Consider the following 20,493-nt stretch of genomic DNA (forward strand, 5'->3'; position numbering starts at 1 on the left):
ACACCGCTCAGTCCCGGCCGCGTTCGATCGCGAGGGCGATCGACCGTTCGATGTGTTCACCGGCCGCGCCCGGAACGTCGATGATGCCGCGCAGTTCGTCGCGGAGTTTGCGGTAGGCAGCCTGCCGTTCGGCCGGAGTGGCACCCTCGTCGGAGGCGGTGGCGGTCAGTTTTCGGGCCCGGTTCAGCGATTCCCGCTCGTCGGCGGTGAAGCCGCTGTCCCGACGACGGCGAGCCTCGCGTTCGGCGGCCTCGAACGACACCACATATTCCCGTACGGCGTCCCGGTAGCGTTCGATGTCGGCCGGGTCATCGAAGTCGTCGGGTTCGGCGGGACGTAGGGTGTCGGCACGAACCCGGGCCCGGTGGAATGCCTCGGTGAGCGGTTCGCGCAGGTCGATCAGCATCGGGAAGTCGATCAGCGTGGCCAGGTCCATCTCGTAGGAGAACCAGCGGTCGTTCACCTTGTCGTGGGTGGCCATCGTCTTGGCGAGTTGCCGCACCCGCGGCGGCGCCGAGGTCGCCACCGCGCGCTGCGCCGCTTCCGCCTCGATGCGGGCCAGTTCGATCTTGTCCCGGCGCCGTCGCTCGCTGTATGCCGCGACCGCTTTGCCCCACCCGCCGACGATCGCGGCGAACGGAAATACCAGCCACCAGTAGCTGGAGAGAAAGCTGAACAGCGGGCCCACACCTTGACCTTACGTGTAGTCAGTAGTCGCGGTCGGCACTCACCGGGGCTATCAGCGCCTCCCCGGCTGTGAAGCGCCGCACGTTCTCGGCGAGGAACGGTGCCATCTCACGGGTCAGACCCGACGCCGGGTTGGCGATGTGCGGGGTGATGATGACGTTCGGCAGCGACCACAGCGGGTCGTCGGGCGACGGCGGTTCGGGGTCGGTCACATCCAGCGCGGCCCCGGCGATCACCCCGTCGCGCAGCGCGTTGTACAGCGCTTTCTGGTCGATGAGCGGGCCGCGGGCCACGTTCACGATCCACGCGTGATCCGGCAGCGCGGCGAGGCTGCGTTCGTTGATGAGGTGCCGGGTTTCCGGTGTCGACGGCGCTGCGAGCACCACATGATCGGTCTGCGCCCACACCTCGTCGAGCCGGTCGGCGGGCAGCGTCAAAGCCGCACCCTCGACGGGCCGTCCCGACCGGTTCACCGCGATCGTCGACGCCCCGCACGCCGTCAGCCGCGGAATGAGCGACGCCCCGATCCCACCGGCCCCGACGATCGCGACTCTCGCCCCGCGCAGCGTCCGCACCCCGGTATCGATGGGTTGTTTGTCCCAGTGCCGCAACACCGACGTGTTGATCTGCCGCAGCCCGGCCAGCAGCAGCGCCAGCGCGTGTTCGGCGACCCCTTCGGCGTAGAACCCCGACGCATTGGTCCACAGTCGTTTGGCGTCGATCACGCCCGCACCTACGAACGCCTCGATGCCCGCCGTCTTGAGCGCCACCCACTCGATATCGTCGGTCAGTTCGGGAAAGCCGCCCGGCCCGGCCCCGATCCACACCAGCACCCGCGCCTGATCCAACGGCACGACCCGACCCCCGGCCCCCTCGACAGCCGCTACCAGATGCGGATCGCGCTCCGGCTCGATCGCCACCGTCACTTCACTCACTGTCAACTCCTTCAGCGCCCCGCGATCTCCCGCGCGGCGCTGGTCGCCAGGTCATCGGCGATCTCGTTGTAGTGATCGCCGTTGTGCCCCTTCACCCATTTCCACGTCACGTCGTGACGCTTCTCCTCCTCGACCAGCTTGCGCCACAGGTCGGCGTTCTTGACCGGCTTGCGGTCCTTGGTCTGCCACCCGTTGGCCTGCCAGCCTTTCACCCACGCCATGATGCCGTTGCGGACATAACTGGAGTCGGTGTACAGAACAACGCTAGACGGCCTGGTCAACGCCGCAAGACCTTCGATCGCCGCGGTTAATTCCATCTGATTGTTGGTGGTGTGTTCCACGCCCCCCGACAGCCGCTTCTCCTGCCCCCGCCAGCGCATGATCACACCCCACCCACCGGGCCCCGGATTCCCCAGACAAGCACCGTCCGTTGATATTTCGACGACGCTCGCCGCTTCTCCGGCCGTCGCCGCCGGTTCCTGTTCGTTCACCACGACAGGTAGGTTACCCAACCTTCGGCCCTGCGAGCGCCTCGCGGAACGGGCTGTGAACTACCCGGCGAGCTCGATGAGTTTGCCGACGGTGCGCCAGTTGCGGCCCGTCCCGGTGACCCCGAGCGTCCTGGCGATCAGCGGTGGTGTCAGCTTCGATGCCGCGACCCCCACGCCGTAGCGGATGTGCAGATCAGCGCCGATGACCTCGATCCGGGTGTCGTCAAATGGCTTTGCCACCAAGGCTTGTACCTTCTCCGGCTCCGGTGTGCCTGTCAGCGGGTACAGATAGTTGAGTTTCTCGTCGACCACCTCGAAGGGATGCGCGTCGACCGCGGCACGCAGTTCGTCGATGGACCGGCTGATGACTTCGCGAAAGTACCCGTACCGGGTCTCGATCGCCGATTCCAGGGCCCGATCGAACTCGGCCGGATCGCCCGGCGGAACACAGAACAGATTTCCCGACGCGATGTAGGTGGACACATCCGAAGCGCCCAGCGACTGCGCGACATCCCGCAGCTCCGCCATCGGCAACTTCGCGGTCCCCCCGACATTCACCGCCCTGATAAGCACAACCCGCCGCGACATCGCACCAGCATCCCACATCTATCCGGAATTCTGGTGCCACATACTGGCACCGGAATTCCGCATTGATCATTCGATCGCCGCACCCGCGCGGAGGGCGTCGGTGACCCGGGTCAAGTCTTCGAGTTGCTGGTCGGTGGGGGCTTCCCAGAGTTTCTTGGGGAGCTTTTCGAGCGCTTTGATCGCCTTTTCGGCCCGCGCGAGCGCGTCGTCGTGGTCGTCCCCGTCGGCGGTCGCCGAGACCGCGATCAGGCGGTCGTCGAGTGCGAAGGCGGCGTCATCGAGGCGGTCCCGGGCGGCGACGAGTGAATCATCGTGCGGCAGCGCGGGGTTCTGGTGGACATCGAGCATGGCGTAGCGGATCCGCTGATGCAGCAGCGCTTCTCGTGAGGTGTCGGTGGTCCATGATTGCGGGGCACGGCCCGCTTTGCCGGGGATCAGGTCGGTGGAGTGGGCGAAGTCGCGGACCCGTTTGTTGGAGTCGTAGGCGAACCACACCACCCCGATGAGCAAGAACAGCGCCGCCACCGCCACCACGACAATGACCACTATCGCTACCGTCGACATCGACGCGCCTCCCTGTTCGAGTTCCCCATCGACCTTAGTCGCCGCCGCCCGGCCTCTTCTGCTCGGCACGCAACGCGGCCGCGTTCACCTTGGTCAGTACGGAGTGCAGTTCGATGAGATCGTCCCAGTCGACACCGAGCGCGTCGACGACGGCCGGCGGGATCGCGAGGGCCTGCTCCCGCAGGTCGCGACCGGTGTCGGTGAGGACGATGTCGACGTTGCGTTCGTCGTCACCGCGTCGGCGGCGCTCGATGAGCCCGTTCGCCTCCAGCCGTTTGAGCAGCGGCGACAGGGTGGCCGAGTCGAGTTGCAGAACGCGTCCGATGTCCTTGACGGCCCTCGGTTCGGACTCCCACAGCGCCAACATCACCAGGTACTGCGGGTGGGTGAGGCCGAGCGGGTCGAGCAACCGGCGGTAGATCCGCAGCACCGACCGGTTGGCGACGGCGAGTGCGAAACACACCTGGCGTTCGAGTAGGAGCGGGTTCTCATCAACAGGGATCGCGGCGGCCATGCGAATCATCCTACGTGAATTAGATCGCACACGATTGAATCGACCAGCCGGCTGTGTGATATTTGATAGTGCACGATCAATTAACCCACGATCACAAAGGGACTCCAATGACCAGCCCAGAAGCCGGCACCGCACCGGCGAACGACGGACGCAACGATCCGATCCACCGCCCCAACCCGCTGCGTTGGATCGCCTACGCGTACGGTGCACGGCTTCCGGAGCGCAACCGCTCGTGGGTGTACAACGACCTCACCGGACGCTTCGCCGTCCCCCGTCACCTGCTGCGCAGCCAGTTCAGCTTCCTGCCGCTTTACCTGATCCTGTACTTCGCCTTCCCCGGCGAGGTGGGCATCCGCCTGGCGATGGTCGCGCTCGGCGCCTCCCTGGCGCTCATCTTCTCCGTCTCCTACATGCCCCAGAACCGCAGTCGGCGACTGCAGAAGAACGGCCTCGGCGGCACCACGCTCACCCAGCGCCGCCAACGTGAGGTCGACGCCGACCGCGACGCCTACCAGGCGATCCACCGGCACCGCGACGCGACGACAGACTGACCCCGCTGCACCCACCGGTGTCGACCATGCCACCGTGTAGGGCATGACCATCGCCGAGATCCTCGCCATCTTCGCCGCAGGCCTGGGTGCCGGCGCCATCAACACGCTGGTCGGCAGCGGCACGCTCATCACGTTCCCGACGCTGGTGGCGTTCGGTTACGCCCCGGTCACCGCCACCATCTCGAACGCGATCGGCCTGGTCGCGGGTGGTGTGTCGGGCACGTGGGGGTATCGGCGCGAGCTGGCCGGGCAGTGGCAGCAGCTCAAGTGGCAGATACCGGCGTCGTTCTTCGGTGCGCTCGTCGGCTGCTGGCTGCTGCTGCATCTGCCGGAGTCGGTGTTCGAGGCGGTGGTCCCGATCCTGCTGGTGGCCGCGCTGATCCTGGTGGTGACGCAGCCCCGCATCCAGCGCTGGGTGGCCGCACGCACCGGTTTCGACGTCCGGGCCGTCGCCGAGGAACGCACCGACCATCATCGGCTACCGATGACGCCGCTGCGGATCACCGCGATGATCGCGGCCACGTTCCTCATCGGCATCTACGGCGGCTACTTCACCGCGGCGCAGGGCATCATGCTGATCGCCGCCCTCGGCGTCATCGTGCCCGACGATCTGCAGCGTATGAACGCGGTCAAGAATCTGCTGTCGCTCGTCGTGAACGTGGTGGCCGCGGTCACCTACACGATCACCGCGTTCGACCGGATCAGTTGGGCCGCAGCCGGACTCATCGCCGCAGGCTCACTGATCGGCGGGGTCCTGGGCGCCCGCTACGGACGTCGCCTGTCCCCCACCGCATTACGCGCGACGATCGTCGTGGTCGGCCTCATCGGCCTGGTCCGGCTCCTGCTCAGCTGACTCACACCTCGATCGGCGGATACAACCGGTCCATCGTGTACACCCGGTTGCGCCTCGCCGCCCACGAGCTGACCGCGAGTGCGGCCAACAGCAACCCGAGCAGCACCGCCACCGCGATAGGAAGACGCTCGTCGACGCCGCCGTTGATGAGTTGGCGCATCCCGTTGACGGCGTAGGTCATCGGGTCGAACGGGTGCAGGATCTGGAACGGTCTGGCGGTGGTCTCCACCGGATAGATACCACCCGACGACACCATCTGCACCATCAGGAATGCCAGCGTCAGGACGCGACCGACGGGTATCCCGAATATCGCGTTGAACATCTGGATGATCGCCAGATACGTTGCGCCGATGAGAATCACGAATGCGATGGCACCGGCGACGTGCGCGACGTCGAGCCCGAGCCCGAAGTGCACCACGAGGTACATGACCAGGCCCTGGCCGACGGCGATCAGCAGTGCGGGCCAGTAGGAGCTGAGAACGGTACGGATGGCGCTGACGCCGTTGACGATGGGCCGGGACTGCAACGGCTTGAGGATCATCCAGATCAGCATCGCCCCGATGAACAGGGCCAGCGTCATGAAGAACGGCGCGAATCCGGACCCGAAGTTGGGTGCCTCGTTGTCGTGGAACATGTCGAGAGCGACCGGCGACGACAACGTCTGGGCTGTTCCGATCCGCTGCTGATCGGACCATTTGGGTACCTGTTTGGCGCCGTCGGCCAGTCCGGCGGCGAGTTGTTCGGCGCCCGCCTTGAGTTGCGGTGTACCCGCGGCGAGTTGCCCTGCCCCGTCGGCGAGTTGTGTTCCGCCCGCGGCGAGTTGCGTGAGACCGCCTGCGAGAGTGTCGATGCCGGTCTTCAGTTGGGCCGATCCGTCGCGCAACCTGGTGACCTGAGTGGTGAGGTCTCCGCTTTCGAGCATCGAGAGCATCGACGTGACCCCGGGATCGGACAGCTGCGTCGTCAGCGTCGTACTCGTCTGCTTCAGACCGTCGATCCGGGCGGTGGTCTGCGGGCTCAGCCCCTGCGTCGACAGGAATTTCTCCACCGGTGCAAGGGTTTTGGCCGCGTTGCGGACGGCCGGGTTCGGGTCGAGTTTGAGGAAGGTGATGATCTGCCGCACCGATCGCAGCGCCTCCCCCTGCGCCGACCCGGCAAGCGAAAGACTGTCGAGAACCGGGGACAATTCGGTGCTCAGTTGTTGCGCCGTAGTCACATACGACGACGGTTTCACTCCCGAACTCTGAAGCTGATTGATAATTCCCAGCAGTGGCCCGGTCGCCGACTCCACCCCGGCTGCCAGTTCGGCCGATCCGGCTTGCAGTTGCGCACTGCCGTCGCGGGCGGTGGCCAGGTTGTCGGCGAGCAGTTTGGATCCCGAAGCGAGTTGCTGCGCAGCCGAATCCGCTGTTGCCAGGTTGGTCGCGAGCAGCTTCGCGCCGGCCGACGCCTTGTCGATGCCCTTGCCCGCGGTGGTCAGGCCCACGAGCACCTGGTCGACGGACTGCTGTCCGATGGTGTCGCCGACTTTCGCGAGCACCTCTCGGGCCGCGTTCTGCCCGATGACGCTGGCGAGGTAGCTGTTGGCGTCGTTGAAGGTGAACTGCAGCAACGCTTTATGCGGGTTGGCGGTGTTCGGGGAGACGACGGCCGCGGAGAAGTCCTCGGGCAGTGTGATCGAGAAGTAATACTTGCCGTCGGCGACGCCACGCCGGGCATCCTCGGCCGACATCTCGGTGAGGTTGAGCTGTCCGGACGACTTCAGCGCCGCCGCCACTTGATCGCCGGCGTTGATTTTCTTACCGCCGTTGACCGCACCCTCGTCCAGGTTGACCAGCGCGGCGGGCATCTTGTTGACCTCGCCGAACGGATTCCAGAACGCCCACAGGTACAGCGCACCGTACAGCAGCGGCAACAGCACCATCGTGATGACGGCGATCCTGGGCAGTGTGCCCCGCGAGTACCGCCTGATCTCGGTGCCCAGCGACATTCCGGCCAGCATCAGCGACCACCTTCCCGGGTTGCGTCAAGTTGGTCGATCAGAAGTTGATGCCGGATCAGGTTGGGCACCGTGGTCTGGGTGCGCCAGCCGACGGCGGGTGGCAGCGGGTTGGCGGATGCGGTGATCACCGTCTGCGTGGTGCCCAGCGCGACGAGCCGCTCCACCAGCAGCCGCTGATCGCGCGCGTTGGCCACCTGGTCGACGGCCCCGACCACCAGCAGCGGGGGTCTACGGGTGTTGCCGAGCGCGATCCGCAGCAGCAGCCCGTCCAGTTCGGGCAGCTCTTCGACGTATTCATCGAGGTCGGGCAGTGGCAGGTCCCCGAACACCGGCCCGCACACCCGCCTCAGGTCGTCGGTGCGCGCCCGGCGCACCAGCGTGTACCAGGGCGCGTCCCAGCGGATCTGTTCGGTCAGGATGTCAACGACGCGCACCGATTCATAGACGGCGTCGAGCCCTTCGACACCCACCATCCCGGCCCGGCGGAAGATCCGGCGGGGCGCGGATTCACCGAGGACGTCGAGGTCACCGCTGCGTGCCTTCATCCGGCCGGCCAGCGTCATCAGCAGGGCGGTGCGGCCGCTGCCCGCGGGCCCCACCAACACGTTCAGCCCGCCTTCGGGTATGTCGAGGTCGAGGGGCCCGTACACCGGCCCCCACGGCCCGGACTGGGTGATCGCACGTGCGGTGATCGCCGACGCGGCCATCAGCACCTCCGTTATCTGATCGCAGCTGACGACGTTCACTATCGCGCATCACGATCGATCCGGAGAAACCGGCGTGGGTGTCAGGCTACTTCCTTACCCTCACCCGACCGCTGCTCCAACTGCTGCAATGCGGTGCGCCCGAACACCTGCTGCTCGGTGATCGCGAGCTGGCTACGGGACCGGGTGGTGAACGCGAGGGTCCAGTCGATGAAGGTGGTGAACCGGCTGCGGTGCCCGACGAGGTACATCAGGTGCAGGAACAGCCAACCGAGCCAGGCGAGGAAGCCGGCTAGCTCGATCTTCTTCTTGGTACCGGGGATCGGGATCTGCGCGACGGCACTGAACCGGGCGATGGTGGCCATCGAGCCTTTGTCCCAGTAGCTGAACGGTTTCCGCGATTCCACCGGGGCACCGGATAATCCGGCCTTGATCGCGTCGGTGGCGTAGCGGGCTCCCTGGATCGCACCCTGCGCCATACCCGGGACGCCGTCGACAAAAGCCATGTCGCCCACCACGAATACGTTGGGGTGGCCCGGAATCGTCAGGTCGGGAAGCACTTTCACGCGGCCGGCGCGGTCGAGCTCCACCTCGCTCTGTGCGGCGAGCAGCTTGCCGAGGGGGCTGGCGGCGACACCCGCCGACCATACCTTGCACTGGCTTTCGATACGGCGGGTGGTGCCGCCTGAGCCCGATGTGTCCGCGTCCTTGACCACGAGGCCGTCGTAGTCCATGTCGACGACCATCGCGCCGAGCTGCACCTCGACGCCGAGCTTGGCGAGTTTCTCGGCGGCCTTCTGGCTGAGCTTGCCCCCGTACGGCGGCAGGACGACGGGTGCGCCGTCGAGCAGGATGACCCGCGCGGTGGTGGAGTCGATGTTTCGGAAGGTGCCTTTGAGCGTCTTGCGTGCCATCTCGGCGATCTGACCCGCCATCTCGACGCCGGTGGCGCCCGCACCGACGACGACGAAGGTCAGCAGCCGGTCCCGTTCTTCCTCGTCGTCGGACAGTTCGGCCTGTTCGAACGCGCCGAGGATGCGGCCGCGCAGCTCGAGCGCGTCATCGATGGTCTTGAGGCCGGGTGCGAACTCGGCGAACCGGTCGTTGCCGAAGTACGACTGCCCGGCGCCGGCGGCGATGATGATGCTGTCGTAGGGGGTGGTGGTGACTCGTTCGAGGAGCCGCGAGGTGACCGTCTTACCGGCGATGTCGATGTCCTCGACCTCGCCGAGGACCACGGTCAGGTTCTTCTGCTTGCGCCGCACCACCCGGAACGGCGGCGCGATCTGGCCTTCGGAGATGATGCCGGTGGCCACCTGGTACAGCAGCGGCTGGAACAGGTGATGGGTCGTCTTGGCGATCACCGTGACGTCGACGTCGGTTTTGGCCAGTTCACGGGCGGCGGTGAGGCCACCGAATCCGGAGCCGATGACGACGACGTGATGGCGTGCCGGTGTGCCGGCCGCGTCCGTGGGTCGTACTGCCTTCGCTGACATGGGCGCATCCTTTCGGTTCATCGGCGGCACCCAGGCGGTCGATGCCATCGTCGAAATACGCTCCATGCCGGTACTCCGGCTACGCCAGTCGCACTGCCGATGCTAATACAAGTAACACGACCGACGCATCCGGCTTTGCGGATGCGTCGGTGGTGGCAGCGGTGTTCTGTGAGCGTGGGCGTTCAGTGCGCGTGGCGGTCAGCGGGCGACGGCCACCAAGGGCGTGGTGGGCATGTCGTCGTCCTCGTCCTGCGCCCCGAAGTCGAGCTTGTCGGCGATGTCGTCGAGCGTGCAGTAGCCGTCTTCGACGGCGCGGATCAGCAACGCGATCTTGGTTCCCGCGGGGCGGCCGACCTCCCGATACTTGGACCGGATCCGGGCCAGGTGCGTGCGCACGGTGGCGACGGTGACGAACAGTTGGTCGGCCACTTCCACCTTGGTGTCGCAGACGAGCCAGGTGGCCAGGATCTCCACCTCGCGGACACTGAGGCGCGGAGAGGCCAAACCATGACCGATCAGCGGTCGCGCACCAGGCAGGGCAGGATGGGCGACGGGGCCGTGGGACACGAGCGAAGCTGTCATCTGTTTCTCCTACATCCAGGCTCGGCATCGCCCAGACGACCGATTCGCATCAGCAACCCGACGATGTGTGAAAGCAAAGCCCCCCGCCGCGAACCTGAATATATGCCAACAACTACCTGTGCGTATAGACGATAAAACGTGCGACACCAGTACTGGTGGCACCGTTACCTGAACTAAGTGGAAAATTGCCCAAAATCAGGGTCTTTAGGCACTTTTCACGACTCACGCCTACGCGGTAGCAGCCTCGCGATATGGACGGAAGGCTTCGTGTAACGCCTGTCTGGCACCCGACGATAGTCGGACGCCGGGCGGCCGTCGATACACCCTCCGGTCTACAGTCCCGGCCCACGCCGGCGGCGGACACCACCGGTCCGGCACCCCCACGACCGGAACCCTTCCGGCCGAGGTGTCCCGACACAAGGTCCATACCCCACATGCTGCGTAATCATGAAAATCTGACTTCATGGTTCTGAATAGTCCTGCGCGAATCGGATTCCACCCTTTGTTCCGACAAATACCCATGTCCCCCAAACGGAGTAACAATCGACAAATGCAGGCCATATTTCAACAGATTCTTCAACCTCGACAGTTGCTTACCGCAGCGTGAGGTAACCACGTTCACCAAGCGAGAACATGCAGGTAGAACCGCTTTCAGGGCGCGCTCGCGACGACGTCGACCCCACCGAACGGTTTGATCCCGGACGCCCGGTTCCGCACGGCAAGCAAGTAACATTCGTGTCATTCTTCCGATTCGTCCTCCAATTGGACGAGTGACCAACTAATCTGCGAGCATCGAGTCGTTGGGGGAGCCTCGTAGCGTCGGCCCCACCGCAGAAGGTTGATATTCGAGGGGAGTCACATGTCCGCGCCGGATAGTTCGACAGGCAGCACAGTGTCGCCCGGCAGCGCAGTGTCGCCCGGCAGCGCCGCACGACCGTACCCACCCGTCGCCCACCTGGGCGATGCCGCCCTCGCCCAGGCGATGCACGACGATTCCAGGATGCGGACCACCGAAACAACCTCTGCCCCCGAGGCCGCGCCCGCCGAATCGTCGACCCGACTCCTGCGGCTGATCACCCTCGTCCAAGACGAGGACACCTCAGCATCGGCCGACGACACCAAGGCCCAGGTACTCGATGAGCTCGAAGCGATCATCGAGGTGCAGCAGGAAACGCTCGCTCGCCTGGAGTGCCTCTACCAGACCATCCGCGAGCTATAGGGCGGCCAACTTAGACGAACACTAGTTCGATTACAAGACTTTGTCAAAGGTTTATCAGACCGCTAGTATGTTCGCATGGTCGCCACCGAAACCTTCACCGAACTCCTGCGCCGCCCCCGCGACGTCGTCGCCCTCACCGACGAGGGGCCGGTCCACATCACGCGCCGCGACGCCGACGACCTCATTCTCATGCGCGCCGACGACCTCGAACAACAGGAGAAGGGCATCGCGCTGGCATCGTCACTGCTGCGGGCCACACTGAGTTCCGACGGCAACCTGACCACGGCATTCGACTCCCTCTACCCGTGGTTCGCACTCCTGTCGGCCGTCGAGCAGAAAAATTGCATCGACGACGTGTCCAAGCACCTATGGAGCGCCGCCGATCTCGGTACGTACGGAACGCTACTGTCGCGGGTGACCGGCTGGCGCACCACCGCGGAGGGGTATGCAAGCGGTGCCACGGCACAAGCCGACTTCCGATGGACCCGTGAACCCGTCACCGAAACCGCAGCCTCCGCCAAGAAGCGACGGCCCACCCGCAGGTAGACCTCATGCAGCCGACGCGACGCCGGGAGCGAGGATCACGAATGGTCCGGTGACCCTGACGGCAATTACCCGGTCACCCAGTACTGCCCTTGAACCCAACCCGAAGCCGCGGCACGACTTTTCGGATGCGCTTTCACATACGCGCGCATCCGCCCCGGGTTCTCCGTCATCCTCTGCGCAACAGCCTGGAAGCCCATGTCATCGCATTGTGACCGCGTCACCCCGGTACGCGCACCGACACACTTGTCGATGGCAACCTTCTTGGGTGCTCCCATACGCCACTTGTCGACGCCCACGAGCACGGCCTTGAGCGTCGGCCCGGTGACGACCCATCCACCCTCAGTACATATCCTGCTCGGGCAATCACTCGGCCGATCGGGCCACAGCACAGCCTGCGCACCCGACGACGCCCGCGCCTCACCCGCCGCCACGAATACCCCGGACATACCCACCACGACGCCCGCGAGGACCGCCACCACATCTTTCATCCGCATTTCTGCTCCTTGCTCCGTAGTTGCCAACTCAGTAGTCATGCGAGAATATCCCGGGGCTGGGACAAGGCGTCCAGCGTCCGACCGACGCCGCGTCCCCGCGAGCATCCACCAGGACCCCACCAATCACATATGGTCAAGTAATGGACACCGGGCGGAAGGTGAACAGTGCCAGCGAACGAAACATGGTCTGCTTCGGAGGTTGAGGCATGCGTCGCCGACTATCTCTACATGATGGCGCTTGAATTCAACGGGCAAAAGTACAACAAGGCGGAACGCGCGCGGACGCTTGCCGCCAACTTAAATGGGCGAACAGATAAGGCGGTAAAGTACAAGTGGCATAATATTAGCGCCGTCATGCTGGAACTCGGATACCCGCACCATCCGGGATACAAGCCTGCGAAGAACTACCATCGGATATTAGTTGACGAGGTATCAAAGCAACTATTGACAAACGAATCACTCCGAGCAGCCGTCGAGGATATCGTGAGCCGACCTGCCGTAGTACCACCTGTCGGAGCGATCCCAGGCGACATCGTGTGGCGAGCGGTCAGTCCACCAGCACCGACAACAATATCCCATGGCTTCCACGACACACCAACGTTCAGCGCCGCGAAACGTGACTACTTTGCAATCGAAGCCAGGAACCGTTCACTGGGGGAAGCCGGTGAAAAACACGTTGTCGAGATGGAGATACGTCGACTGTGGGAGGCCGGACAACAAAAGCTCAGCAACCGAGTTGAGCACGTGTCACAAACGGCCGGTGATGGCCTTGGATACGACATCCACTCATTTGAGGTAGATGGCCGCGAACGTCTCATCGAGGTGAAGACGACATCCTTCGAAATCCGGACGCCCTTCTACGTTAGTCGCAATGAACTGGACCGATCGAGAGCCGATTCCGATATCTACCACCTATACCGAGTTTTCGAGTTTCGTGAGGAGCCCAAGCACTTCATCCTCTCTGGCCACATCAGCGACCACTGCCAACTCAACGCCGAAACGTACCTGGCCCGAGTCGACTGATCTCATCGCGGCACCGTCCAGGCGGCGGGCACCACATGTCAGACGGTTATGGTCTACTCGCACCTGTGACTGAACCCCTCGCGCCGGGCATCTACGAGTCGCTCCACACGCAGCGGCTGCAGAGTTCTGTCGCTCGCACGGAGCTTGAACCCGAGTACCGGCCGCTGGCCGAAGGCGACGAGCCGCATGTGCTCGCGCGCCATGTCGCTTCGGCGGTCGAGCGTCACCTCGCTCACGTCAGGGGTTCCGGGGAACGGATCGCCGTCGTTAACGACATCGTCGCTGGCCTTGGCCACTCCGACGGTGACGATATTTCCGAATCTGCGCACCTTACCGCGCTCAGCCTGGCCGGACAGGCGCCCCCACGACGGCCAGAAACGCCACTGTCCGACGTTGCGCTTCTAACCAACACGCGCGACGAGCCGAACATGGCAAGCGAAATCGGTCGCGAACTGGAGAGCGCCGACCACGTCGATCTGCTCTGCGCGTTCATTCGGTTTGCTGGCGTCGCGGTCATCGGACGTGAGCTCGCACGGCTACGCGAGCGCGGCGTGAAGCTGCGCGTCGTCACCACGACATACCGCGGGGCGACCGAACAGCGCGCGGTCGATGAACTGGTGACAAAATACGGCGCCGAGGTTCGCATCCGCTACGAGACGGCATCGACCCGGCTCCATGCGAAGGCGTGGCTGTTCCGCCGAAACTCAGGGTTCGATACTGGGTATGTCGGCAGTTCCAACTTGTCCCGGTCGGCGATGGTCGACGGCCTTGAATGGAACGTTCGGATCTCGAGCGTCGCAACCCCCGCTTTGACCCGGAAATTTGAAGCGACCTTCGATACCTATTGGGATGACCCTGCTTTCAAGCAGTACGATCCAGAGTCTGACTCTGATCTCCTCGACCGCGCACTTCGCGAGGCGGGCGGCCAAGGCACATCTCGCGATGCTCTCACGGTGTCTGGTCTGGATGTTCGCCCCTATCCACACCAAGAACGGATCCTCGAAGCGCTCGAAGTCGCCCGCGTTGTCCACGACCGACACCGCAACCTCGTCGTGGCAGCAACAGGCACGGGCAAGACGGTCGTCGCAGCACTCGACTACCAGAATCTCTGCGATGCAGCCGGACGACGCCTTTCACTGCTGGTCGTCGCGCACCGTAAGGAGATCCTTGAGCAATCCCTCCGCAAGTATCGGGAAGTGTTGGGTGACGGAAACTTTGGCGAGCTCTACGTCGACGGACACAAGCCGTCGGAGTGGACCCATGTGTTCGCAAGCGTCCAATCTCTGAGCTCACGCGGAGCCAGAGATTTTGACGCTACCCACTTCGATGTCATTGTCATCGACGAATTCCATCACGCGGCAGCCGAAACGTACCGGTCGCTACTGTCCCGCGTCACACCGAGCGAATTGCTTGGCCTTACGGCTACCCCAGAGCGCAGCGACGGCGCCGACATCCTCGGCTGGTTCGATGGGCAAGCCACCTACGAGCTGCGGCTGTGGAACGCCCTCGAACAAGACCTACTGTGCCCATTCCACTATTACGGGATCGCCGACAACACCGACCTACGTGACGTCACGTGGTCGGGTGGCGACTACCAGGTCGCTGCGCTCGAGAACCTGTACACCGGCAATGAAGCGCGAACTCGATTGATTCTCAACGCAGTTCGCGACTACATTGCGTACCCAAAGGTCATGCGCGCCCTTGGGTTTTGCGTGTCGATCGCTCACGCCCACTACATGGCAGACTCGTTCACCAAGCAAGGAATCGCATCTGTGGCCCTGTCCGCGAATACGCCACGCGAGGAACGCGCTCAGGCATTCGCCGACCTGGGGAACGGCAAGGTCCAGTGCCTCTTCGCCGTCGACATTTTCAACGAGGGTATCGACATTCCCAATGTCGATACCCTCCTGATGCTCCGGCCAACGCAGAGCGCAACAGTGTTTCTTCAACAGCTCGGTCGAGGACTACGGCGGAGCGCCACCAAGGCTGTGTTGACCGTTCTCGATTTCATCGGCCACCAGCGTACTGAGTTCAACTTCGCTCCGCGTTTCAGTGCCCTTACCGGCGCGCACTACAAGCACCTCGTCGACGAGGTGGAGGGCGGCTTCCCGTTCCTGCCTGGCGCGAGTCGTCTCGTCCTCGATCGGCAATCGCAAGAGATTGTGCTCAATTCGATTCGACGGCAGCTTCCCACGAACCAACGCCGCGCGCTCGTCGAGTCTGTGCGTTCCACAGGCGAACCCATATTGTCGGACTATCTCGCCAAGACTCGCGGCGAGCTCTCCGACATCTACGCAGGCACCGGCAGTAGCACCAGAGCGTGGACACCCTTGCTGCGCGACGCAGGCATCGACACACCCGCCGCAGGTCCAGCCGAAGCCTCGCTTCTCAAACGGGTCCGAGCCCTCGCCCACGTCGATGACCTGGAACGGATCACCGCGTACCGTACGCTCGCGTCGGCCGATTGCCCGGAGTACACGAATCTTTCCGAGCGGGACCAGGCGTACGCCCGCATGCTCTTCTTCACCCTATGGTCTGATCGCGGTGGATTTGATTCCTACGAGACTGGGTTCGCTCATCTCCGCAACCACCCGGCGATCTGCTCTGAGATCGACCAAGTCCTGGCTGTCGCCACCGCGAGCATCAACCACATCCCTAAATCATTGCAGGATCTGGGCGACTCATGCCCCCTCTACTCACATGCGACCTACCGTAAGGAAGAGGTGCTCGCAGCAATAGGTTTCGCAAACTCTGAAAGGAAGGCTCGAGGTCAGGCTGGAGGTGCTGTCGGTATCGGCCAGTTCGAATCTCTGTTCGTAACCCTCCACAAAGACGAATCGGAGTTCAGTCCAGCGACAATGTACCGCGATTTCCCCGTTTCTCGCGAAACCTTCCACTGGGAATCGCCCAACAACACTGCTGCCAACTCTGACCGTGGCCGCCGTTGGCTCGACCAACGAACCAACGGGGTCAACGTACTGCTGTTCGTTCGTGACCGCACGAACGGACTCTATGGCGCGGACCCGTTCATCCTGCTCGGGCCAGTCGACTACGTCAGCCACCGCGGCGAACGCCCCATCTCCGTCACCTGGAGGCTACGCCGCCCCATGCCGGCCGATGTGTTCGCAAGCGGTTCCATCGTGGGCGAGTAGCGCCCCGTTCCCACTCCCCGACACACGAAAGGCTCACCCGTGACCGACACCCCGTTCCGCATCCCGACTCTCACGACGGCGAAGTTCGACGACCACGGCCCTGGATTCGACGACATGGAAATAGTCTGCGGACTGCAGGAACCCGCCGACTACATACTGAATGGCGTTGAAAACCACGACCGTGCAGGCTTCGCCAGCGTCGGTCTCACTGCGTACGCAAAGTTCACAGGAACCTATCGCAACGAGTCGGTGTTCACCGCGATGCGTGACATGGTCAACGACCTGCACCATCTCGCAGATGCGATGGGCCTCGACTGGGCCGAAGTCTCCGAACAGTGTCAGTACGAGCACGAGATCCGGTTCAATGACTGATTTTCGCTCCTTCCGAACGACCAGTCGGTCTGTCAGTTCAGCCGTTCGGGCGACAGCACTAGAACTCCACACAATGATGTGGCATAATACCGCCTGTTCGCGTCGAACCACGTTGCGGCACTACGTAGGAGAAATTGCCTAATGATGACGGGTAATGCCCAATTAAGCGCCCACGAGCTCGAGCTTTCGAAGGTCTTCAATCGCGATTTCGACTTCAGAATTCCCGAGTACCAACGGCCGTACTCATGGCAGCCTGAACACGCCCGTCAGCTCCTCGATGACCTCAGCGAAGCGCTAGACCGAGAGGACGACGAACCATATTTCCTTGGATCGATCGTACTGGTCAAAGACGAGAAGAACCCAGAAGCAGACGTCATTGACGGGCAACAGCGACTCACCACACTGACTATCTTGCTCGCCACACTTCGCGATCTATCCACCAATCCCCGATTCGCCAGCGAACTCGCTCTCATGATCGAAGAACCTGGGAGTCAGCTTCACGGGCGGGTTGAAAAACCGCGCCTCGCACTCCGGCCACGCGACGCCGAATTCTTTGCTTCCAACGTACAGAAGCCTGGCTCAACGGTTCAGATGGAATCTATGAGCGACCATTACGTGTCGCGAGATTCATTGCGCGCAATCCGCGACAATACCCTGGAATTCCGCAAACAGCTCCAATCCGATTCGTGGCCAGAATCGCGGCGCGAGCAACTGTCGACGCTTCTCAGCATTCGCACACTGATGGTTGTAGTTACAACGACCGATCTCGACAGCGCATATCGCATATTCAGCGTGATGAATGCTCGTGGCCTCAACTTGGAACCTACCGATATTTTCAAGTCACAGCTCGTCGGGTCGATCGACTCGGATGATACACGCAAGAAATATGCGGAGAAATGGGAAGATGCTGAGGCATTTCTCGGCCGTAGCGACTTCAAAGACCTGTTCGGTCACATCCGAACAATCCACACAAAACAACGACCCCAAAAGGTAATCCTCAGCGAATTCCCCCGGCAAGTTCTCAACTCCTACATCAAGACCGGACGGTCCACGGAGTTCGTCGATCAAGTCTTGCAGCCTTACTCGGAAGCTTACAAGCAAATCTGCAATTCCTCCTACGAATCAGGCGCCGCAGGCGCCGACGAAGTAAACTCCTGGCTGCGAAGGCTGAACCGAATCAACAATAGCGATTGGCGTCCGGTGGCGCTGTGGGCACTTCATTCACAAGGCGACAACCCCCCATGGCTAGCAGACATACTCCGACTCCTGGAGCGACTTGCTGCCAGCATGCTGATCCGGCGTGTATACGCAACGCCGAGGGCGCAGCGATACGCAGAGGTCCTGCGGGATCTTGACGAGAAGGGTTTAGGACTCGCCTCGCCTGCCCTACAACTCAGTTCAGCCGAGATTCGCAATACCAGAGAGATCTTGGACGGCGACGTCTACCTCCACGCGAATAGTTGTAGGTACATCCTCCTCCGACTCGACGAAAGCCTCGCTGATATCAAGTCGGTGTGGTCGGACGAGAAGAAGATCACGATCGAGCACGTACTGCCACAGAATCCCACGGCACGCTCACAGTGGACCAAGACTTTCAGCAACAGTGATCGCGAACTGTGGACACATCGGCTTGCGAATCTCGTCCTACTTAGTAGGTCGAAGAACTCGGCTTCGCAAAACTTTGACTTCGACAAAAAGAAGACGCAGTACTTCACCGGAAAGACCGGCGTGGCAACCTTCGCCCTGACCACCCAGGTCCTGGGTCATGCAAAGTGGGACACGAAGGTACTTGAACATAGGCAGCCTGAGCTCTTGCAAACCCTCTACTCTGAATGGCAGCTTCAAGATCGGCCACAGGTTGCTTCCGGCGTTGATTACCGACACCGCCATCGTGCCACCTCGCTGTAACCTCGCCCCCGCCTCGCGAAGCGGCCCGCCAGGTCGAGTTGCTTGGCGTGTGACCACCTGCACATCATGCACCACGAGGACGCCTCCTGTCAGATCAGTCTGTAGAACTACGAACGGTTTTCGCTTCTCAGCTGACGACTTCACGGACAATTGCCGCGACTTGCGGGTTGGTGATGTTCGCGAGAATGGCGAGGACTTGTTCGGATGTCTGTGGACGCGAGTTGACGCCCATGCGGTGTGCGTCGCGAAGGCTGTCGGGATGGGCTGACGCGAGGTGCCGCAGGAGGGTTCCGGCGTCGACCAGGCGGATACCTCGCTTGGCCATCCAATCCTTCGGAAAATGGCGGACGTTCTGTGTCAGCAGCACGTCAGCATCCGCTGAGAGTGCCGCAGCCAGGACATGTCTGTCCTTGGGATCCATGTCGACCTTTGCGACTCGCGCCTCCTCACGCTTGTTGATCTCGACCAACGCGGTCGGCAGATACGCCGACAGTCGGTCGACCAAGATGTCCGCTGCCTCGGGGGTGAAGTTGAACTGCTTGATGAGGTTGCGGGTGGTCTCCTCGAGAATCGGCTCGCTCCAATGGATGTCGAGTACTCCCAGTTTCGCGGAGTAGACGACGTAGTCGCGCAGTGTCCGCGAGATCAGTATGTTCGCGTCGGCGAGAGTGACCGACAGGTTCAATCGAGGTTCCCGTACTTGTTCGCCAGGTCGGCGACGACTGCCATATGGTCCTCGTCGAGGAACTCGCGCATTTTCTGGATCGACGAGGCAGGGATGCGGTGATGCTTGCCGACCATGCGGAACTCGATGCGTTTGCGTTCAATCATCCGCATCAGCGTCGGCCTGGACATCCCGAGGAGCTTTGCTGCCTCAGTGGTGGTGAACTCGTGTTTGGCGGGGATGACGAGGGCTCCGGTGGTTTGCTCGGCGTCGAGCAACGCCAGCACCTTCTTGGCGCTTTCGCGGGGGAGGCGCAGCGTTACCTCGATCTCCGGCTGATCACCGGCCAGTTCTAAACGCAAAGCCTCGACGTCCTCGGTCAGTGAGTGGCTCATATCATCTCCTGGAGGCCATACCCGGCTAAGTGCTCTAAGTGTACGCGGGGCCGGGGCTCCGACGCAGCTCAAAACGGTGGCGGGTTGGCTTCGTCCCATTTGCGCTGGTCGTCGGCCAGTTTGGTGATCCGTTTCTGGCGGGCGGTGTCGAGGGATGCTCGGGCGGGGTGGTCGGGGTCGCGGTGTGGGATGAGGCCAGGGAACAGGGTGCGGCCAGTGAAGAAGGCGGCGTGGAACTCGTGGCCGGTGGGGGATTGGAACCAGCCGTGGCCTAGGTCGTCTTGGTAGTCCTGCCAGCTCGTGAACGTCTTGATGCGGTGGTGGAAGCGGCAGAGTGGTTTGAGGTTGGTGAGGACTGTTTGACCGCCTTGGGTGGGGTTGCGGTGGTCGAAGGGAGTGGTGTGGTCGATGTCGGCTTTCCAGACCGGGGAGTTGCAGCCGGGGAAGGTGCAGCACAACTCCCCTGCCTTGACCAGGTTGATCAGCTTCTTGCTGGGGGTGTACCTGGTGGGCTGCCGGTCGGCTTGCTTGGTGTGGGTGTTGAGGTAGCTGCGTTCGGCTTCGACGACCATCGTGCGCAGGGTGGCGGCGTCGATGATGCCGTGGCCGTCGAGAAAGCCCGGGTCGTTGTCCAGGCCGAGCAGGGTCGACAGGTTGACCACGATGTGAAACACCGGGCGTGCACCCGAACCGCATCCGTCGACACCGCATCCGTCGATCGAGTGCCGTCGCGAGCGGTCGGCGGCGGGAGCA

At 63.0% G+C, this 20,493-nt stretch carries 22 protein-coding genes; 8 read left to right on the forward strand and 14 right to left on the reverse strand.

What is annotated here, in order from left to right; all coding sequences use genetic code 11:
- Positions 1–7 precede the first annotated feature (7 nt).
- The 6 genes from KDB67_RS18845 to KDB67_RS18870 form a co-directional block, all read right to left on the reverse strand.
- A complete protein-coding gene (locus tag KDB67_RS18845; RefSeq protein WP_291019136.1) occupies positions 8–688 on the reverse strand; it encodes a hypothetical protein in 681 nt (226 codons plus the stop codon).
- A 19-nt stretch (positions 689–707) separates the two neighbouring features.
- On the reverse strand, positions 708–1,622 hold the full coding sequence (locus KDB67_RS18850; RefSeq protein WP_291019138.1) for a D-isomer specific 2-hydroxyacid dehydrogenase family protein: 915 nt from the start codon (positions 1,620–1,622) through the stop codon (positions 708–710).
- Positions 1,623–1,633: 11 nt separating this feature from the next.
- Positions 1,634–2,116, reverse strand: a complete 483-nt coding sequence (rnhA, locus tag KDB67_RS18855) for a ribonuclease HI (protein WP_291019140.1) — start codon at positions 2,114–2,116, stop codon at positions 1,634–1,636.
- A gap of 57 nt (positions 2,117–2,173) precedes the next feature.
- Entirely contained in the window at positions 2,174–2,701 is a 528-nt protein-coding gene (locus KDB67_RS18860; RefSeq protein ID WP_291019141.1) for a DUF1697 domain-containing protein, read from the reverse strand.
- 66 nt (positions 2,702–2,767) lie between these two features.
- Positions 2,768–3,265 carry a hypothetical protein gene (locus tag KDB67_RS18865; protein ID WP_291019143.1) on the reverse strand — a complete coding sequence of 166 codons (498 nt, stop codon included), beginning with the start codon at positions 3,263–3,265 and terminating at the stop codon, positions 2,768–2,770.
- A 34-nt stretch (positions 3,266–3,299) separates the two neighbouring features.
- Positions 3,300–3,779: a MarR family transcriptional regulator gene (locus KDB67_RS18870; RefSeq protein WP_291019145.1), complete on the reverse strand. Its 480-nt coding sequence runs from the start codon at positions 3,777–3,779 to the stop codon at positions 3,300–3,302.
- 107 nt (positions 3,780–3,886) lie between these two features.
- Here KDB67_RS18870 and KDB67_RS18875 point away from each other — a divergent pair, with 107 nt between their 5' ends.
- Both KDB67_RS18875 and KDB67_RS18880 read left to right on the forward strand, forming a co-directional pair.
- The gene (locus tag KDB67_RS18875) at positions 3,887–4,330 is read left to right on the forward strand and encodes a DUF5313 family protein (RefSeq protein ID WP_291019148.1); all 444 of its coding nucleotides are present in this window, start codon (positions 3,887–3,889) and stop codon (positions 4,328–4,330) included.
- 43 nt (positions 4,331–4,373) lie between these two features.
- Complete coding sequence (locus KDB67_RS18880) at positions 4,374–5,183, forward strand: sulfite exporter TauE/SafE family protein (RefSeq protein ID WP_291019151.1); 810 nt, start codon at positions 4,374–4,376, stop codon at positions 5,181–5,183.
- 1 nt (position 5,184) lies between these two features.
- Here KDB67_RS18880 and KDB67_RS18885 read toward each other — a convergent pair whose 3' ends face one another.
- The 4 genes from KDB67_RS18885 to KDB67_RS18900 all read right to left on the reverse strand — a co-directional run bounded on the left by KDB67_RS18885 (position 5,185) and on the right by KDB67_RS18900 (position 9,967).
- Entirely contained in the window at positions 5,185–7,185 is a 2,001-nt protein-coding gene (locus KDB67_RS18885) for a YhgE/Pip domain-containing protein (RefSeq protein WP_291019154.1), read from the reverse strand.
- A complete protein-coding gene (locus tag KDB67_RS18890; protein ID WP_291019165.1) occupies positions 7,185–7,892 on the reverse strand; it encodes an ATP-binding cassette domain-containing protein in 708 nt (235 codons plus the stop codon). The genes KDB67_RS18885 and KDB67_RS18890 overlap by 1 nt, the downstream gene beginning before the upstream one ends.
- A gap of 80 nt (positions 7,893–7,972) precedes the next feature.
- Positions 7,973–9,385, reverse strand: a complete 1,413-nt coding sequence (locus KDB67_RS18895; RefSeq protein WP_291019171.1) for an NAD(P)/FAD-dependent oxidoreductase — start codon at positions 9,383–9,385, stop codon at positions 7,973–7,975.
- 198 nt (positions 9,386–9,583) lie between these two features.
- Positions 9,584–9,967: a LuxR C-terminal-related transcriptional regulator gene (locus KDB67_RS18900; RefSeq protein WP_291019174.1), complete on the reverse strand. Its 384-nt coding sequence runs from the start codon at positions 9,965–9,967 to the stop codon at positions 9,584–9,586.
- 859 nt (positions 9,968–10,826) lie between these two features.
- On the opposite strand from KDB67_RS18900, the gene KDB67_RS18905 reads away from it, so the two are divergent.
- Positions 10,827–11,186 (forward strand): hypothetical protein, encoded by a 360-nt coding sequence (locus tag KDB67_RS18905; RefSeq protein ID WP_291019177.1) that lies wholly within the window; start codon positions 10,827–10,829, stop codon positions 11,184–11,186.
- A gap of 75 nt (positions 11,187–11,261) precedes the next feature.
- Positions 11,262–11,732 (forward strand): hypothetical protein, encoded by a 471-nt coding sequence (locus KDB67_RS18910; protein ID WP_291019180.1) that lies wholly within the window; start codon positions 11,262–11,264, stop codon positions 11,730–11,732.
- 65 nt (positions 11,733–11,797) lie between these two features.
- Here the strand turns inward: KDB67_RS18910 and KDB67_RS18915 are convergent, their stop codons facing one another.
- Positions 11,798–12,226: a hypothetical protein gene (locus tag KDB67_RS18915; RefSeq protein ID WP_291019183.1), complete on the reverse strand. Its 429-nt coding sequence runs from the start codon at positions 12,224–12,226 to the stop codon at positions 11,798–11,800.
- 165 nt (positions 12,227–12,391) lie between these two features.
- On the opposite strand from KDB67_RS18915, the gene KDB67_RS18920 reads away from it, so the two are divergent.
- From KDB67_RS18920 to KDB67_RS18935, 4 genes are all read left to right on the forward strand, one after another.
- Positions 12,392–13,249 carry a DUF3883 domain-containing protein gene (locus KDB67_RS18920; protein ID WP_291019185.1) on the forward strand — a complete coding sequence of 286 codons (858 nt, stop codon included), beginning with the start codon at positions 12,392–12,394 and terminating at the stop codon, positions 13,247–13,249.
- A 65-nt stretch (positions 13,250–13,314) separates the two neighbouring features.
- Entirely contained in the window at positions 13,315–16,401 is a 3,087-nt protein-coding gene (locus KDB67_RS18925; protein ID WP_291019187.1) for a DUF3427 domain-containing protein, read from the forward strand.
- Between the two features lie 39 nt (positions 16,402–16,440).
- Positions 16,441–16,773: a hypothetical protein gene (locus KDB67_RS18930; protein WP_291019189.1), complete on the forward strand. Its 333-nt coding sequence runs from the start codon at positions 16,441–16,443 to the stop codon at positions 16,771–16,773.
- A 141-nt stretch (positions 16,774–16,914) separates the two neighbouring features.
- A complete protein-coding gene (locus KDB67_RS18935; protein WP_291019192.1) occupies positions 16,915–18,681 on the forward strand; it encodes a DUF262 domain-containing HNH endonuclease family protein in 1,767 nt (588 codons plus the stop codon).
- A gap of 127 nt (positions 18,682–18,808) precedes the next feature.
- Here the strand turns inward: KDB67_RS18935 and KDB67_RS18940 are convergent, their stop codons facing one another.
- The 3 genes from KDB67_RS18940 to KDB67_RS18950 form a co-directional block, all read right to left on the reverse strand.
- The gene (locus KDB67_RS18940) at positions 18,809–19,366 is read right to left on the reverse strand and encodes a PIN domain-containing protein (RefSeq protein WP_291019194.1); all 558 of its coding nucleotides are present in this window, start codon (positions 19,364–19,366) and stop codon (positions 18,809–18,811) included.
- Positions 19,363–19,740, reverse strand: a complete 378-nt coding sequence (locus tag KDB67_RS18945) for a helix-turn-helix domain-containing protein (RefSeq protein ID WP_291019196.1) — start codon at positions 19,738–19,740, stop codon at positions 19,363–19,365. Before KDB67_RS18945 ends, KDB67_RS18940 begins: the two co-directional genes overlap by 4 nt.
- Positions 19,741–19,808: 68 nt before the next feature.
- Positions 19,809–20,493 (reverse strand): HNH endonuclease signature motif containing protein (locus tag KDB67_RS18950; RefSeq protein WP_291019198.1); only part of this gene is annotated, 685 nt, incomplete at its 5' end.

This window comes from Gordonia sp. (in: high G+C Gram-positive bacteria) (assembly GCF_020438995.1).
Taxonomy (GTDB): domain Bacteria; phylum Actinomycetota; class Actinomycetes; order Mycobacteriales; family Mycobacteriaceae; genus Gordonia.

Excerpts from the sequence above, each read along its gene's own strand:
- KDB67_RS18870 (WP_291019145.1), bottom strand. The coding sequence starts at position 3,779 with ATGGCCGCCGCGATCCCTGTTGATGAGAACCCGCTCCTACTCGAACGC.
- KDB67_RS18890 (WP_291019165.1), bottom strand. The coding sequence starts at position 7,892 with ATGGCCGCGTCGGCGATCACCGCACGTGCGATCACCCAGTCCGGGCCG.
- KDB67_RS18900 (WP_291019174.1), bottom strand. The coding sequence starts at position 9,967 with ATGACAGCTTCGCTCGTGTCCCACGGCCCCGTCGCCCATCCTGCCCTG.
- KDB67_RS18880 (WP_291019151.1), top strand. The coding sequence starts at position 4,374 with ATGACCATCGCCGAGATCCTCGCCATCTTCGCCGCAGGCCTGGGTGCC.
- KDB67_RS18915 (WP_291019183.1), bottom strand. The coding sequence starts at position 12,226 with ATGCGGATGAAAGATGTGGTGGCGGTCCTCGCGGGCGTCGTGGTGGGT.
- KDB67_RS18945 (WP_291019196.1), bottom strand. The coding sequence starts at position 19,740 with ATGAGCCACTCACTGACCGAGGACGTCGAGGCTTTGCGTTTAGAACTG.
- KDB67_RS18935 (WP_291019192.1), top strand. The coding sequence starts at position 16,915 with ATGATGACGGGTAATGCCCAATTAAGCGCCCACGAGCTCGAGCTTTCG.
- KDB67_RS18885 (WP_291019154.1), bottom strand. The coding sequence starts at position 7,185 with ATGCTGGCCGGAATGTCGCTGGGCACCGAGATCAGGCGGTACTCGCGG.
- KDB67_RS18905 (WP_291019177.1), top strand. The coding sequence starts at position 10,827 with ATGTCCGCGCCGGATAGTTCGACAGGCAGCACAGTGTCGCCCGGCAGC.
- KDB67_RS18860 (WP_291019141.1), bottom strand. The coding sequence starts at position 2,701 with ATGTCGCGGCGGGTTGTGCTTATCAGGGCGGTGAATGTCGGGGGGACC.
- KDB67_RS18875 (WP_291019148.1), top strand. The coding sequence starts at position 3,887 with ATGACCAGCCCAGAAGCCGGCACCGCACCGGCGAACGACGGACGCAAC.
- KDB67_RS18895 (WP_291019171.1), bottom strand. The coding sequence starts at position 9,385 with ATGTCAGCGAAGGCAGTACGACCCACGGACGCGGCCGGCACACCGGCA.
- KDB67_RS18910 (WP_291019180.1), top strand. The coding sequence starts at position 11,262 with ATGGTCGCCACCGAAACCTTCACCGAACTCCTGCGCCGCCCCCGCGAC.
- KDB67_RS18865 (WP_291019143.1), bottom strand. The coding sequence starts at position 3,265 with ATGTCGACGGTAGCGATAGTGGTCATTGTCGTGGTGGCGGTGGCGGCG.